This is a genomic window from Bacillus sp. PK6-16, from assembly GCF_056530295.1.
This window is the reverse complement of record NZ_CP096511.1, coordinates 1,665,838-1,681,465: the sequence shown is the minus strand read 5'-3', so window position 1 is coordinate 1,681,465 and position 15,628 is coordinate 1,665,838. Positions and strand designations below refer to the sequence as shown.

Annotated in this window: 16 protein-coding genes and 1 pseudogene; 3 read left to right on the top strand and 14 right to left on the bottom strand. The window is 32.5% G+C overall.

The annotated features are described in order from the left end of the window. Positions 1-84 precede the first annotated feature (84 nt). A complete protein-coding gene (locus M1D66_RS08725) occupies positions 85-900 on the bottom strand; it encodes an alpha/beta fold hydrolase (protein WP_000640340.1) in 816 nt (271 codons plus the stop codon). 407 nt (positions 901-1,307) lie between these two features. Here M1D66_RS08725 and M1D66_RS08720 point away from each other — a divergent pair, with 407 nt between their 5' ends. Beyond that, on the top strand, positions 1,308-4,028 hold the full coding sequence (locus M1D66_RS08720; RefSeq protein ID WP_000422428.1) for a putative bifunctional diguanylate cyclase/phosphodiesterase: 2,721 nt from the start codon (positions 1,308-1,310) through the stop codon (positions 4,026-4,028). Positions 4,029-4,107: 79 nt separating this feature from the next. On the opposite strand, the gene M1D66_RS08715 is transcribed toward M1D66_RS08720, so the two are convergent. Genes M1D66_RS08715 through M1D66_RS08700 form a run of 4 tightly spaced genes read right to left on the bottom strand, consistent with a single transcriptional unit; the run spans position 4,108 to position 7,462 of the window. Beyond that, positions 4,108-5,172 carry an undecaprenyldiphospho-muramoylpentapeptide beta-N-acetylglucosaminyltransferase gene (locus M1D66_RS08715; protein ID WP_000047564.1) on the bottom strand — a complete coding sequence of 355 codons (1,065 nt, stop codon included), beginning with the start codon at positions 5,170-5,172 and terminating at the stop codon, positions 4,108-4,110. A gap of 48 nt (positions 5,173-5,220) precedes the next feature. Then, positions 5,221-5,571, bottom strand: coding sequence for a DUF6572 domain-containing protein (locus M1D66_RS08710; RefSeq protein ID WP_080353266.1), 351 nt, complete (start codon positions 5,569-5,571; stop codon positions 5,221-5,223). After that, positions 5,568-6,479, bottom strand: a complete 912-nt coding sequence (locus tag M1D66_RS08705; protein ID WP_000739082.1) for an SDR family oxidoreductase — start codon at positions 6,477-6,479, stop codon at positions 5,568-5,570. Before M1D66_RS08705 ends, M1D66_RS08710 begins: the two co-directional genes overlap by 4 nt. Beyond that, the gene (locus M1D66_RS08700; RefSeq protein WP_000932595.1) at positions 6,476-7,462 is read right to left on the bottom strand and encodes a UDP-N-acetylglucosamine 4,6-dehydratase family protein; all 987 of its coding nucleotides are present in this window, start codon (positions 7,460-7,462) and stop codon (positions 6,476-6,478) included. Before M1D66_RS08700 ends, M1D66_RS08705 begins: the two co-directional genes overlap by 4 nt. A gap of 302 nt (positions 7,463-7,764) precedes the next feature. On the opposite strand from M1D66_RS08700, the gene M1D66_RS08695 reads away from it, so the two are divergent. Further along, complete coding sequence (locus tag M1D66_RS08695; RefSeq protein WP_000376164.1) at positions 7,765-8,943, top strand: DUF2515 domain-containing protein; 1,179 nt, start codon at positions 7,765-7,767, stop codon at positions 8,941-8,943. After that, positions 8,918-9,319, top strand: a complete 402-nt coding sequence (locus M1D66_RS08690; RefSeq protein WP_033683151.1) for a CBO0543 family protein — start codon at positions 8,918-8,920, stop codon at positions 9,317-9,319. The genes M1D66_RS08695 and M1D66_RS08690 overlap by 26 nt, the downstream gene beginning before the upstream one ends. Before the next feature lie 22 nt (positions 9,320-9,341). Here the strand turns inward: M1D66_RS08690 and M1D66_RS08685 are convergent, their stop codons facing one another. The 9 genes and pseudogenes from M1D66_RS08685 to plcA all read right to left on the bottom strand — a co-directional run bounded on the left by M1D66_RS08685 (position 9,342) and on the right by plcA (position 15,472). Next, positions 9,342-9,767, bottom strand: a complete 426-nt coding sequence (locus M1D66_RS08685; protein ID WP_000214623.1) for a YfmQ family protein — start codon at positions 9,765-9,767, stop codon at positions 9,342-9,344. A gap of 21 nt (positions 9,768-9,788) precedes the next feature. Further along, on the bottom strand, positions 9,789-10,460 hold the full coding sequence (locus M1D66_RS08680; protein ID WP_000242942.1) for an LrgB family protein: 672 nt from the start codon (positions 10,458-10,460) through the stop codon (positions 9,789-9,791). Between the two features lie 23 nt (positions 10,461-10,483). Further along, positions 10,484-10,840 carry a CidA/LrgA family holin-like protein gene (locus M1D66_RS08675; protein ID WP_000878381.1) on the bottom strand — a complete coding sequence of 119 codons (357 nt, stop codon included), beginning with the start codon at positions 10,838-10,840 and terminating at the stop codon, positions 10,484-10,486. 33 nt (positions 10,841-10,873) lie between these two features. After that, entirely contained in the window at positions 10,874-12,307 is a 1,434-nt protein-coding gene (gene pdxR, locus M1D66_RS08670) for a MocR-like pyridoxine biosynthesis transcription factor PdxR (protein WP_000454992.1), read from the bottom strand. A gap of 68 nt (positions 12,308-12,375) precedes the next feature. Next, the gene (locus M1D66_RS08665; protein ID WP_242555103.1) at positions 12,376-13,149 is read right to left on the bottom strand and encodes an alpha/beta fold hydrolase; all 774 of its coding nucleotides are present in this window, start codon (positions 13,147-13,149) and stop codon (positions 12,376-12,378) included. 23 nt (positions 13,150-13,172) lie between these two features. Then, positions 13,173-13,853, bottom strand: coding sequence for a bacillithiol biosynthesis deacetylase BshB2 (bshB2, locus tag M1D66_RS08660; protein ID WP_041184041.1), 681 nt, complete (start codon positions 13,851-13,853; stop codon positions 13,173-13,175). A 53-nt stretch (positions 13,854-13,906) separates the two neighbouring features. Next, positions 13,907-14,098, bottom strand: a complete 192-nt coding sequence (locus tag M1D66_RS08655; protein WP_000006467.1) for a hypothetical protein — start codon at positions 14,096-14,098, stop codon at positions 13,907-13,909. 234 nt (positions 14,099-14,332) lie between these two features. Continuing rightward, positions 14,333-14,422: pseudogene (locus M1D66_RS08650) on the bottom strand (GntR family transcriptional regulator); the annotation flags it as partial. A 60-nt stretch (positions 14,423-14,482) separates the two neighbouring features. Next, positions 14,483-15,472 (bottom strand): phosphatidylinositol diacylglycerol-lyase, encoded by a 990-nt coding sequence (plcA, locus tag M1D66_RS08645; RefSeq protein WP_000066287.1) that lies wholly within the window; start codon positions 15,470-15,472, stop codon positions 14,483-14,485. Positions 15,473-15,628 lie beyond the last annotated feature (156 nt).

Genomic DNA, 15,628 nt, shown 5'->3' with positions numbered 1-15,628 from the left:
GGGCTGCCCGGCAAATAGCGAGATGAGTTAATAAATCACGTTCATTTATCCCATTTCAACACTTAGGCGTAATACTAAAATACTTTATAAACTGTGCTGATTTGTTCGTCTAATCCATTCTCCTACTAAACTCTCAAATAATTCAGGCTGCTCAATTTGCAAATTATGCCCTGCCATATCTAACACTGCTAATGTTGCCCTTGGATATTCTTCAATAATTTCTATAATATTTTGATAACCTACTGATATATCTTGTCTTCCAGTCAGTAAAAGAACGGGATTTTCATATTTTTTACGCTGAAAATCCATAGTAAGAGAGTAATTCTTTTGCAACCTTTCAATAAATTCATAATTAGCAACATCTAACCCAGGCTTAATTTCTTCTTTAAATCGCTTATATGTATATTCATTTGCTATTACAGCTAACTCACAAAATTCCTCTCTTTCTGTGGAAGTGAGCGTATTTAAAAATTCCTCATCTTGTACAATTACCTGTTTATATGGAAGAATCCTTTTTTCTGGCTCCGCTACAACAACAGGACATACTAATAGTAATCCGCTAACTCTCTCAAACATCTTTGCAAGTATACCTTTGGCTAAATAGCCTCCATATGATTCTCCTACCAATAAAAATTTTTCAGTAGAAATGATTTCCTCAATAAATGTGATAAGCACTTCTACTATACGATCTGAACTATTTATCCAATTTCGAGCATTCGATTTTCCCATTCCAGGTAAATCAATATATATTCGCTTATAACCTTCATATTTTTGAAATACTGATTCCATACATTTCATCATTAACCTATGGTCAGGGGCGCAGCCATGTATGATAATGACCGGTTTACCCTCTCCCACAATTTCATAGTATATTTCTGCATCTTTAATTCGATATATCATAAAAAAGCCTCCCTATTTAGTGGCAATACTATTCCACTCTGTAAGAATACATGTTCTTATTTTATATCTTTTCTCAACATTTTCACAAATATTAATTTTCAGATTAAAAATAAAAAGCTCACCAAAAAAAGATACTCCTCATTTTATATGCAATTTTGCATCTCCACTTACAAATCACTAAAAAAACTTTACAATTCAAAGGATGACTAAATATACAATTTCTATTTAAAGTCTTAATACAGTCTGTACTATCAACCGCAATATTTTTTCAACCTTAAGAATACTTACACTCTTTAACACTTTCCTTATAAACATGATTTTTATAAGGAAATCTGATACAATTCTTAAATAATATTATTATGTATAGATATAACGAACATAGTGCATAATTAAAGAAGGTGATTTCATTGGAATTAAATAAAAATTTACAATTATGTATATTAATCGGAACATTAATATGCTATTCAATCTATTTTATGTTTTTCTATCTATTCCCTACTCATTTTTCAAATTCAGATGTACGCTTCGCTTCACTTGTCGTTGAAGCCATTACATTTGTATCACTGATTTACTCTATATATTCTAAAAAAGTCAGTTCAAATCCGTTTTGGATATGTATTACAATAGCAATTGGTAGTTTTTTATTAGGGAAAATAGTATATACATATCAAGATAGCTTCTTCGAAATTCCAATACATCGTTTTACGGTTTCTGATGTATTTTACATGTTTTTTCTATTTTTCTGTCTTATCGCTTTCTGCTATAAAATCTTAAAGGAATGCAATAAATGGGAAAAAGCGTTCTTTATTTGTGATATATGCATAGTGCTTACTTCCATATTTACATTAGAATGGTATTTATTTAATCAACCAAATTTAAATATATTCGCTCTTTCACTAGGAGATGTTTTCCTTTCATTTTTATACCCAATTGCAGATTTATTATTTCTACTGCTAGGTGTTAGTCTCTTTTTCCGTCCAACAATTTTTAATTCCAAACGGAAAATTTATATCTTTATTTTTGTATTAATAAGTTCTGCAACTTTTAACTATATTTATTTTTACTTAAATAACCACTTATCAACTGAAACGATAATATTATTACGTCTTTTATATAGAATACCTATATTACTTATTGCAATAGCTGGCTCTATTTCAGAAGATCATAATAGCCATAAAAATTATTTCCTTGTAAACCCTATAATAGGAAAAAAAGCTTTAGTTGTATTTCCCTATCTTGCTGTTGCAATACTAATCGGGTTTACATTAAAAGAACAAACATCATCTTCAACTCTCATTACAGGAAATTGTATTACTTTTATTTTCGTACTCATTCGTCATTCTATCGTACGTATGCAAAACAATTCCTTAACAAAACGTTTGCAGGCATTTAATGCCCAACTAGAAGAAAAAGTTACTTTACGGACGTCTGATTTAGTTCATAAATCAGAGGCTCTTTCTCAAAAACAGCAAAAGTTTAAATCATTATATGAATATCATCCTGACCCTATCTTCACCATTGATTTAAATGGAATATTCTTAAATGTAAATAAGGCTGGGAGTGTACTACTTGGGGCACCAACGGATGAGTTACTAGGTGAAACTTGTTTTTCGATCATTTTAGATGAAGATAAGCATAAGCTAGCATTGGCATTAGAAAAAGTGAAACAACAAGAATCGGCATTTTTACAACTTAGTTCTCAATATAAAGATGGCTTTACTTATTTTTTATACGTTACAATCATTCCTATTATAATAGACGGACAAATTTCAGGAAGCTATATTATGGTGAAAGATATTACTGCACTAAAAAAACAGCAAGAAGAAATAAAATATTTAGCATTCCATGACACTGTAACGAAAATTGGTAACCGTGCCTTTTTCCATAAGAAATTAAAGAGAGTTATAAAAAATGCTGAAATAACAGAAAGCGAGTTTGCATTATTATATTTAGATTTAGATCGCTTTAAAGCAATTAACGATACACTTGGACATTCATCAGGAGATTACATATTAGAAGAAGTAGCAAAGCGATTCCAATCATGTCTTCCATCACATACTCATCTTTCAAGAATCGGTGGCGATGAATTTACAATCATAATTGAAAACTATACTGACGAAGATTACTTATTCCAATTATGTAACCAATTATTTAAATGCATGAAAAAGTCATTTATCATACATGAGCATAAATTAACTTTATCACTGAGTATCGGCATCGCTATTTATCCACATTCCGGAATCGATACCGCTACACTTCTGAAAAACGCTAATGTTGCAATGTATGATGCAAAAGCAAAAGAACTTAACTCTGTATCTATTTATGACGATGTAATCGCTAAAAAAATTGAAAGACGATTGCGATTAGAAAAAGATTTACCAAACGCACTACAAAATGAAGAATTGTTCCTTTTGTATCAACCTCAAGTTGATAGTGAATCTAATAAAATTATCGGTGCAGAAGCTTTAATTAGGTGGAATCATCCTGAATTAGGTATTATTTCTCCATACGAGTTTATTCCGATTGCAGAAGAAACACTACAAATTATTTCAATAGGTAAATGGACATTAGAGCAGGCTTGTAAACAAATGAAACGTTGGCACGCACTCGGATATTCACATTTAAAAATAGGTGTAAATTTATCTGCTAAGGAATTTGAACAAGAGGATTTTGTAAAATCTATTTCTTCTACTTTAACAAATACAGGTTTACCAGCAAGCTCTCTTGATCTTGAATTAACAGAGCGAATTGCAATGATGGATGAGCGAGAAACATTGATAAAACTGCGTACACTAAAAAGTTTAGGGATTCACATTTCTATCGACGATTTTGGTACAGGTTATTCTTCGCTAGCCTACTTACCTTTGTATCCAATTGATACGTTAAAAATCCCGAGAGAATTTATTACAATGTCTGAAACATGTGATGATGGAATGGAAATTATTAAAACGATCATCACATTAGCAAATACATTAGGAATGTCTGTCATTGCTGAAGGTGTAGAAACGAAAGAGCACGTAAATTTCCTTCAAAAAAATAAATGTCAGTTTATTCAAGGTTATTATTACAGTAAACCTATTCATATTCATGCATTTACTGAGCTATTAGAAAACGGCATTCACCCATAGTACATAACTAATTAGAACAAATATAGCAAAAAGGAAAGAAGATACCTTCTTTCCTTTTGTTTTTCTATTTACATTTCTATTACTTCACCACTTCATTTATTATATCTATTATTTGATGAATTCCCTCATCATTTGTTTTCTTATATCCATTCATGTTTTGAATATATTTCTCCTTATTTGTATACAACTTATTTACTGCATGTATAAATGTATTCGTACTTACTCTGTCTTGGAGTATAACTTCCGCATATCCTTGCCGTGAAAAATATTCAGCATTTAAAACTTGATCTCCCCTACTGGAACTGTTAGTTAACGGGATAAGCAACATCGGTTTCTTCAAAAATAACAATTCAGAAATAGCAGTAGAACCCGCTCTAGAAACTACAACACTTGCCATATTTAGTATATGCGGCAACTCGTCGCCTATATATTCAAATTGCATATATCCCTCCATGCCAATAGATGGGTCTACCTTCCCTTTACCACATATATGAATAATATTAAAGTTTAATAGTATTGTATCTACACATTCCCTTACCATATCATTTATCCACTTAGCACCTTGACTCCCACCCATAATTAATAATACTGGTTTATCTTGCTGAAATTCACAATATCTTCTTCCTCGTAATACGTTACCCTTCTCAATTTCTTCCCTTACAATTGGTCCTACATAAACCTTCTTCTCATTACTTACATTTTCTCCTGTCTGAGGAAATGTTGTGCATAGCTTTGTAGCAAAAGGTAATGCTATTTTATTGGCAAGCCCTAATGTGCTATCTGGTTCACGTATAATTATAGGCACACGATTTAACCATGCTCCTATAGCTACAGGAACTGAAACAAATCCTCCTGCTGAAAAGATAACGTCAGGCTTTGTTTTCTTAATTAAATTATAACTTTGTAAACAACCGCGTATAATTTTAAAAGGATCTTTAAAATTCTCCCAATCCCAATATCTCCTAAGCTTTCCCGTTGAAACACTATTGTATTTAACATTTTGCACTAATGATTTTTCAATTCCATTTTTGGATCCAATATACTCGACTCTCCAGCCTTTCTCTATAAATTTAGGAATTAATACAATATTAATCATAACGTGTCCGGCTGTACCGCCCCCAGTAAAAAGAATCGTTTTGCTCATAACCTATACCCACCTTTATTATTAAAAATCTAGCTTTCTCTTTACCTTTTAAATGTAAATAAACTTATTATTTTTTATACAAATCTTTAACTCCACCCCTATATCTTGTAAAAGATCGTTAATGAGTTCATAAAAATCATTTCCATACTCACTACACTCGTATTGAGCAAAGATTTGAATCACATACCTAGTTTCCGTCTCTAATGCTGACTTTATTCGATTAACCCTTTTTTCTTCTACATACGCTTGATATTTATGTATTGCCTCATAAATAAGCAATACATGCGCTTCCTCATCTCTCCAGTCCAGCGTATCAACAATTGAAAGAAATAGCGTATTTTGATTATCTATTACTTCATAACCATTCATATATTTCTTACACCCTTTTTTGTTTTTCATTGCATGCAGATGTCACTACACTTCGCATACTCAAGTACATCTTTTAATGATTGATGAAATTCAATTTCTGGGATCCAACCTAACTTTTTTATTTCCTCTGTTGCTAAACTCTCATTTGAGTCGCTCCCACTTTTCTCTGTTTCCTCTATAAAAAAATTTAGCTGTGTTAATTCTTTATATTGTTCTAGTACATCTAATAAAGATCGTTTTACTCCTGATCCGATATTATATTGTTTTCCATTTATTCCATCTCGTAATAACACATGATACGCTTTAATCGCATCACGTACATCTAGAAAATCTCTACTATCTTTCAAACTGTTTACTTCAATAATGGCTTTACTTCTACCTGATTCTATATCTATCATTTTCTTTGCGAGAATCGAACAAATGCCATTCGATTCCCCTGGGCCAATTAAGTTTGAGGGCTTTGCAATGATAATATTTGAATCCATTAATCCTCCCCAAGCCTCTGCAATAATGACTTGCATCGTTTTACTTAAACTATATGGATTTGAAATTTTTATTTCGTTCATACTATCTGTTTGCAAAGCAGATCCTATAACTAATGTTCTACAATGCGAGGCTTCTTGCTTAATTGCTTCTAATAAATATAACGTTCCTATTACATTAATCTCTATATACTCAAGAGCAGCTGTCCAAGATTCTATAACCGAATTCCTTCCTGCTAAATGCAATACGTAGTCTGGCTTTATTTGTTTCATTACCTTCATTACTTCGCTCTTATTAGTTAAATTACACGTAATACCATTTCTAATTTTTTCTCTATGTGCACGATTTTGAAACATAGGAATTACATGAAAGCCCTGCTCTAAAAAATAGTGGCAAGCATGGCGTCCTGTGAAACCATTTGCACCAGTTATTAAAAGGCTCGCATTTTTTTTCATCGCAAAAACCCTCCTTTTAATAGCATTTGTTTCACCTCATGTTTTGCAAGCAAGTCTTGTTGAGAACTAAAACTCTTCACATCCACTAGCGGATAGCTAGAATAATATTCTTGAAGTCCTTCTATAGGAATCGTCGGTAGTACCACAAAATAATTTTGATCAAAACTTATACTTGTTTTACTCTCTACCTCAGATAGAAGCATTTCACTTAATTTTTCACCCGGTCTTATCCCTACCTCTTTCACCTTAATATTTTCTTTTTTTGAATCTTCAATTAATATTTCTGCTAAATCTGTTATTTTACATGCCGGCATTTTCATAACAAAGATTTCCCCGCCTCTACCTTGATATACGGCTTTAAATAACAATCCAACAGCATCTTCAACTGTTAAGAAAAATCTAGTCATATTGGCATCGGTAATCCCTACTTGTGAAGATTTTTTAATTTGTTGTTTAAAAAGCGGTACTACACTTCCACTCGTTCCTAAAACATTTCCACCACGAACACAAATGAATTTTGTTTTCTTCGTTTGTATATTCGCATGAACCATTAATTTTTCACCAATTGCTTTTGTCATCCCATACGTATTTGATGGATCGGCTGCTTTATCCGTTGAAACATATATAACTTTTTCAACTTGCATCTGTATAGAGGCTTCAATTACATTTTGCGTACCATGTATATTGGTTTTTATAGCTTCATAAGGATAATACTCACATACTGGAACATGTTTTAAAGCTGCAAGATGGAACACATAATGTACACCTTGGCAAGCATAGACTAGTTGATCTTTATCACGAATATCTCCAATAATAAATTTTAACCTATCATCATTTATATACTGTTGCTGCATTTCAAACTGAACCGTTTCATTTCTTGAAAAAATTCTAATTTCTTTCGGTGATTTTTCTAATAGTTGTTTTATAAGTTCATGCCCCCACGAACCTGTCCCACCAGTAATTAAAATTATTTTATTTAACATTCTTTTTCCTCCTACGAAACATCTCAATTTAAATAATATTTATTGAATTATTTTCAATTGATTCAAATCATAATCGTCGTTTGTTACATTTAATTGACAAAATAAAAAAACAGAAACTATTAAACATAGTTTCTGTTTTTCATTTCACCTCACAACAGTAAGATTTTTTATACTGTTTGCATGATAAATAAATTCCTTGTAAAAAAACACCGCTCATTTATTTCTTATACTCGTAATAAAATAAATAGAATGATTCATAGCCAATAATCATGTTTAAATTTATGAAAAAGGGAGGTAACGGAATGGACCGAAGCAATTCAAATCATACATATAACGGACCTTCCAAAGCACTGCCTCTCTCCCTATTCGACGTAAAAAATGAATTAAAACAAAAAAGCAAGCTTATTCCTTCTGACACCATGTATAAATTAACGAAAGAAGAACAACTCATCATCAACAAAATAAAAATACAAACAGAACAGCTAAATAAAAATAATGTTACAAGAACACGCGCATACTACCAATTTTACATTCAATATCCAGAAATACATTGGGCACTGCTTGGACATATGGTATCACGTAACGGCGGTTGGAATATGACTGATTTAAAGGGTGATTTATATACGAGAATTTTATCAGAGAAAGATCAATTCATATTTTTTTCTTTTTTAGAAAGAGGGAATTGGCTTATTTTCCAAGATGTATACCCTCAATTTTTACTTTACGAACAAAGTGTAAAGAGATCACAAAAGTTATTTCACCTTCTTTCTCACCTAAATGTTTCTACATTTATGGAAACGATGTGGAACCATTTTTGGAAAACAGGTAACAAAAAAACTTTAGCGATTGCAACTATTATTAATGAACAAAACTACTTAGAAAAAAGAGTGATTCAAAATGTACAATTTAAAAAGACTGTACTAAATAGTATTGGATTTAAACTCTTTGATTTCTTTCAGTTTAATCATATTCTTTTCCCATTCTACGAAAATGATAAGAAACAAAAAGTATTACTATTTGGTGATACAATGAAACATTTCACTTCCTTACATGAACGGATATTAATTGGAAAAAGATTGTACTCATTATTATTTCGAGATACACATGTTTTATCTCAAATAATAAGCTGGGCTCAACACCATCCACATACAGGATCAAGGAAAGATTACTGGCCCCATTTATTTTCAAGTGTAAATGAATCTTTTTCCCGTGAGTTTTATAAGCGCCGAATAAAGAAATGCCAGTTACGAAATGGCGCTTATCGCATATACAGCCCTGCACTCATCTATGCATGGCGAGATATGAAGCATGAAGAAGTTGACAGTGAAGATTGGTTTACCGATTGGCAAGTTGTAAATTACTTAGTTGATAAGGAGGAAAATATAAATGGACAAATTACAGAAGACTACTGCAAAACACTCGAAAAAATTGAACTCGCCATTCTCGCAAAGAAAAATGTCCTCCTCCGAGAAGAAGAATGAGTTTCTAGCATTAGTAGTTACAATCTTTCTCTCTTCTATTATTGGAACTTGCTTAGATGCCTTTTTTGTTCATAAACAAATATATTCCTTTCCGGCTAGGCCCTTCTCATCCACATTTTCGGTTAATATAGCTTTTACATTGTTCGTACTGCCGATTTTAACAGTTATCTTTATACACATTTCAAAAAAATTATCTAAAGTTTCTAGAATTTTATTTATTATTTCAATCGGTATTTGTGCTAGCCTTTTTGAACAGATTGCTGAAAGTTTAGGTTTATTTGTACATAGCGCGAATTGGAACCATACATATTCTTTATTTGGTTATATGATTTTTCATTCTTTTATTTGGAACGTATATAATTGGATAAAAAAATAAAGAGACCATTATAGGTCCCTTCTTAAGCATACTCTTCCGTTATTGCTAATGGTGCCAATGTTTGAAGGCTTTTAGAGCGTAAACGATAGGCAACGACTTTCTTCTTATATTGCTTAATGACATCAACATGTTCCTCATAGCTATATAGAGAAAATCTAATCTCTTTATTCCCTTTCTTCGTATCAATGACTATTGGTGTCCCTTCTCCGTGCGGCGGGAAATAATGTTTATCTAAAAACAAAGCCTCATTAAATTCATGAATAACTTGTAGTTTCATTTCTCCCTCTATATTTTTTCCATCTATCGATATAGAAGTATTTTCCGCCTCAAGCTTTTGATGCAATTCAAATCTACTAATAATTGATTCTACAACAGAAGTGGGCATACTAGAAACTAGCACTTTAAGAGCGCCAAAAATAAATAATGTAACTATAAACCATGTTGTCATTTTCATCATCTCCATTACATTTTAAAATATAAATTTCGTTCCATACGGTATGAATATACTAATGAGTATTCCAGTTACAATCATCGTCACCGAACCGATTGTCGCCTCTTTCTCGCCTTCCTTCACGAGACGGCTCACACCAATAATATGTGATGCACACCCCATCCCGACTCCTTTTCCAATCATACTTGTTATACGGAAAAACTTAAGTACTGTTGGTCCGATCATAGCACCTGTTATTCCTGCAACAACTACAAAACTAGAAGTCATAGATGGAATACCACCAATTTGATCCGATAATGATAGGGCAATAGGCATCGTTGCTAACTGTGGTAAAGTAGTTAATATAAGTTCCTTATCTATATTTAAAATTCCGCCAATCACTACATTCATACTCGTTACAGCCACTATACCTATCACTACTCCAATAAGTATCGATAAAAAATTTTTCATAAGTATCTTTCGCTCTTTAAATAGAGGTATGGCTAATGCTACAATTGCAGGGCTCAATAAGCTTGAAAGAATGTCTCCTCCATTTTCCCTATACTCATGATGAGAAATACCAAAAATGAAAAATAAACAAATCATAATTGCCGTAACTGTTAACACCGGTAACGTAAATGCAAACGTAAATTTTTTATATAGCTTTGTCGCCAAGAAATAAATTGCTACAGTAATAATAATTAAGACCATTTGAATCGTGCACCTTGTCGATTTTATTTTTTTGTTGTTATTAATAATTGACTTATATACCCTGAAACAATCAAAGTTACTACAGTACTTGCAACTACTAAAAGGAATATAATACTCCCCTTACTGAAAAGAAAAGACCCGTATTCCATCAGCCCTGTTGTCGAAGGGATTAAAAATAACGGTAAAAATACGATTAACTTTTCCGCACCTAACTCAAACCATTTTAACGGTAAAATGCGAGTGGAAAGGAGCAGGAACAGCATTAACATCCCTATTAAACTTCCCGGTATTGATAGATGGAATATTCCCTGAATCCACGTACCCACTAAGCTAAATATATATAGCACGCCTACTTGAAGTAAAAGCATCACGTACTTCATTTCTTTCCCTCATTTCACTATCACACATCCATATTATGAAATTTCATTTAGCGTGTCGGCAAACCGTTTAATTCCAAGTTGAATTTGTTCTATATTCGCTCTACCAAACGTAAATCGTATATATTCATTTTTCGAACCTAAAACACTGCCCGGAACAAATGCGACACCATTCCGTATAGATTCACCTAATAAGTGATATTCATCAAACTTTCCTTTCACTTTACACCATACATGTATTCCACCCTCTGGCACGAAACATTCAACTCGGTCGCCCAATGTTCCTTCAAGCTCTGCAATTAATTCATCTCTTCTTTGCTTCAATTGTCCACGAAGTATCGTAATATGTGTATGAAAATCCTTTGATTCTAAAAATTGATTTGCTACCCACTGCGTAAATACACTATGGCCAAAATCAACTTGTTGCTTTGCATCTGCTAAACGCTCAATTACACGTGTAGGACCAATTATCCATCCAATACGTAATCCTGATGCAACAATTTTTGATAATGAACTTATATAAAGAACATTTCCATTTTGGTCCATTGATTTTAATGTCGGGTTCACTTCTCCATTAAAAGAAATTAAACTATACGGATCATCTTCTACAATTGGTATACCGAACTCAGAAGACAGTTCTAAAATTTTTTTACGTCTCGCTAATGAAAGCACAGTACCTGTTGGATTTTGATAATCTGGATTCAAAAATACCATACGAATGCGATGCTTTTTGTGCAAATCGATTAAGTCATCTGGATTCATTCCATGCTCATCAACAGGTAAATGAAATATGTTTAAACCGGCCGATTTAAACATTGGAAGCGAAAAACAATATGACGGATCTTCAATCGCAATCGCATCGCCAGGTTTTAATAAACATTGAACGATAAGATTAAGCGCCTGTTGTGCTCCAGACGTAATAAGAATAGAGCTTGAATCTGCTTCAATTTGTTTATATTGCTGAACATGTGCTGCAATTGTTTTTCTCAACATCTCATTTCCAAGTGGATGGTCATAGCCGAGATTTTCTATAAATGTTTTCTCCGACAAAATTGTTCGAAATCTATCACTTGGAATTAATTCTGGTGACAGTTCACCACTTGCTAAATTAATTAAATCATCTTTTTGTGTTTCCGTTCGAATTTGTTGAACGAGTGGTACGTTAGGTAAGAACGATCCATCCTCCACGTACCTACCCCAGTTCGGTATTCGTTTATGTGAGACACCCCATATGTCTGTATTGACCCGTGTTCCGCTTCCCTTTTGTCGTTCTACTACTCCAAGTGATTTTAATTCTTCATACGCAGCTACTATTGTACTCCGGTTCACCTGTAATTTCTTTGCTAACATACGCTCAGAAGGTAACTTACTATCAGAAGGAAATTCCCCTGAAGAAATGCCTCTTTCAATATAATCCGCAATTTGTTTATATACAGGTGTCTTATCTACACGATTTGGTTTCCATTCCATATAGTTGCCCCCTCTCAAAACTAACTATATTTTACTCACTAATAACAGTATTGACTGTAATAATAGTATTAATTAATTACATGATTTAAAAATCTTTCTACTGTCACATTAAAGCTACTTGGCTTTTCTAAATAAGGTAAGTGTCCACTATTTTTAAACTCAATAAAAGTTGTATTTTTCAAACGGCTTTCAAACTCTCTTACATATTTCTCGGGGACAAAATCATCATTTTCCCCTCTTATAATTAAAGCGGAACATGTAATATTCGAAAGAAATGGTCTTTGATCATAATCTACTAATTCAGCAAATAATCTTTGAATATGCACCGGATTAATAAACTGTAAAGATTGATAAAATCCCCTGACAATTACTTCATTATTCGCTACTCCCATCGCCTTCAACAATGTATCCGCCCATTTTTTCCCGTTATCATGTAAGCTAAGCAAATCATATACTTCAAGCCGCTTCTTTCGATCCTCAGGCTCCAAATAGGGAAATGCATTTACAATAATTAAGCTAGAAACACATTCTGGATATTGGATAGCAAAATCAACCCCTACTCTAGCCCCTTTTGAAAGTCCACAAATGACTACTTTTTGTAACTTTAAATAATTGCATAACTCATACAAAACATTTACATATTCTTTAAAGTTAATTTCTAGCCCTTCAGATTTTCCATGCCCTGGTAAATCAAGTGAGATCACTGTCCATTTTTTCTTGAAATATTGCCTTTGATATAACCAATTATTTGCGTTTCCTCCAAGCCCATGTAAAAACAATATGACTGGACCTGATCCTTCTATATTATAAAAAAACTTTCGATTCTTATATACAAAATACATATTCATCACCTTCAGCTGTAGCATCACTTATTTTTATCTTTGAATGAATATATCCAAAACGGTTCTCTTTCTAACCACTCGACTGTTTCCGGTACACCATCTTCATACTCTCTTTGTAGTTCTGTTACTTTAGTCGTAAACTGTGATGCATGTGCTTGCAATGCTTCTAGCTTTTTTGGAACATATTCTTTCACTTCATTTTTAAAATGTGGCGGACCTATTTCCACTTCATGATTATTTGAAAAAGCTACCGCATAAAACGTTGGTCTTTTATTTTCCTGAATAGTAGCTAAAGCCGCAGCCACCGCTTCTCCTGTTGCATCATGATCTGGATGAACTGCATATCCCGGATAAAAAGAAATGACCAATGAAGGATTCAATTCTTCTACACATTTTTGTATTACACGTCTTAACTCTCCAGGAATTTCAAATTCAAGGGTCTTATCACGATATCCCATCATACGTAAATCTTTAATACCTAAAATATTTGTAGCCCTCTTTAGTTCTTTCTCTCTTATAGCATATAATGATTCACGTGTTGCAAAAGGAGGATTTCCCATCGCTCTCCCCATTTCACCTAACGTTAAGCAAACATAAGTTAGAGGAACATTCCGCTGGACATAAGCTAAAATTGTACCCGCCACGCAATATGACTCATCATCTGGATGCGGAAAAACAATTAAAACGTGACGTTCATTTTTTATCAAAATCATCTTCCTCCATCATACACAATATTAACCTTTTTCTTTAAAAACTATTAAATCACTACTGCATACCACGTTACTCCAACAAGTAGTACGAAAAGAAGGATAATATAAATAGTTGATAAGTTTTTCACATTTCTCTTTGTAGACTTTCCGTAATTCTCCTCCACGTTTCTTGCAACTAGTACAGTCCCAAATAGCGATACAATTACAATAATAACGACTAGTGAAATTGCAAAACTCATTGTCTTTTCACCTCTCTAAGACCCATCTATTTTAATGAAAGAACTTACATAAAAACCTTCCTCTTTAAAACGTTGATAACATACTACCTTTCTTCTCTTATCATAATAGATGTTTGTAAAAAGCGGACCAACCACTTTCGTGTTTTTTTACTCATCCACTTTAAAAATAAAAAGCAACTGATCACTTAGGACCAGTTGCTTTTTTCACACGATAATTTTTCATTTAAAATTAATTCAATTTAAAAGTTTAGTCTTTTCATAATGAAACATCAACTGAGATAACTCGAAAATTGTTCCATTTACAAGATACACTGTATCTCTAATGTTGGTTATTGGAAAATAAAAAGAAGCGATATATTTTATCGCTTCTCACTCTCATCATCTTTATTCTTTTATTAATGACTTATTCGCTCTTATAACTTCTTGATACAATAATGGTGACCACTTTTCATTTATGTAGTCTTGAATTACCCAGCCTACTCTCGCAGGATTCTTTTGTTTTATATGGTTTGCAATTTCAGGATTTATATAAGAGGCATAGTAATATGGACTATTCCATGCTGTACCACCAGAAGACAAGCTTGTAAAATTTATATATAGATGATTTAAATCCTCACCATTGTTCATCGTTTCATTCATTGTATCTTTAATAGATTTTACTTTCTCATCATAACTCACTTTATATTTATCTTGTACTGTTACATTTACATTTTGATTTACAGTTGTGGTAAACGTCTCATTATCTGGCCAATAAAAATTATTATATCCTCCAGATTCATTACTACCACTATATCTTTTTAGTAGTACAATTTTCCCACGAGCATCTCCAAGTTTTATATTTCCTTCTGTTTTTAAAAAGATAGGATCAACAAAATAATTTTTTTCAAACGTACTACTAAATGAATCTTCTGCCCCTTTCATATCCTCATACTCTTTTTTTAAAGACATAATAATCGTTTCACTCGGATTATCTCTTAAAAATTGTTTCGCTTCGTTTATGAATTCATGCAGTGTTACATAAAGATATAATGGCCCATGATGAAGAACTATCGTATTATCATCTGTTAAACGTCCTCTTATATCAAAAATGCGAGCTCCATGGTCCATTTGATAGCGAAAATCATATTCTTGCGTCATTCCCCATACTTGCTTAATCGGATTTTGCAACTTGAACGTCCCACTATCGTGTGTTCCTGGAATTGAAATTCGTGCTAACGGGATATTATCAGGTATAGGTTGCATCCATTTCGACCAATTTTCAAGCTCATTAACAGAGCTAGCTGCAACTACTTGCTTATCATGTAAAGCAAATACAAATGTGATAAATATTGTACTACATATGAATAATTTCAAAATTAACTTCTTATTGCTCATTATTATCCCTCTCTTTTTCTGTTTTTATATCAAACTTATTGAATATAATATAAGCTAGTTCAGAAAAAATAAATAACATTTCATCAATATGAAATATTGCATAGAAGTAAAGTTAAAAAATCATTCACATATACTAAATTAGAAAAATTTAAAGGA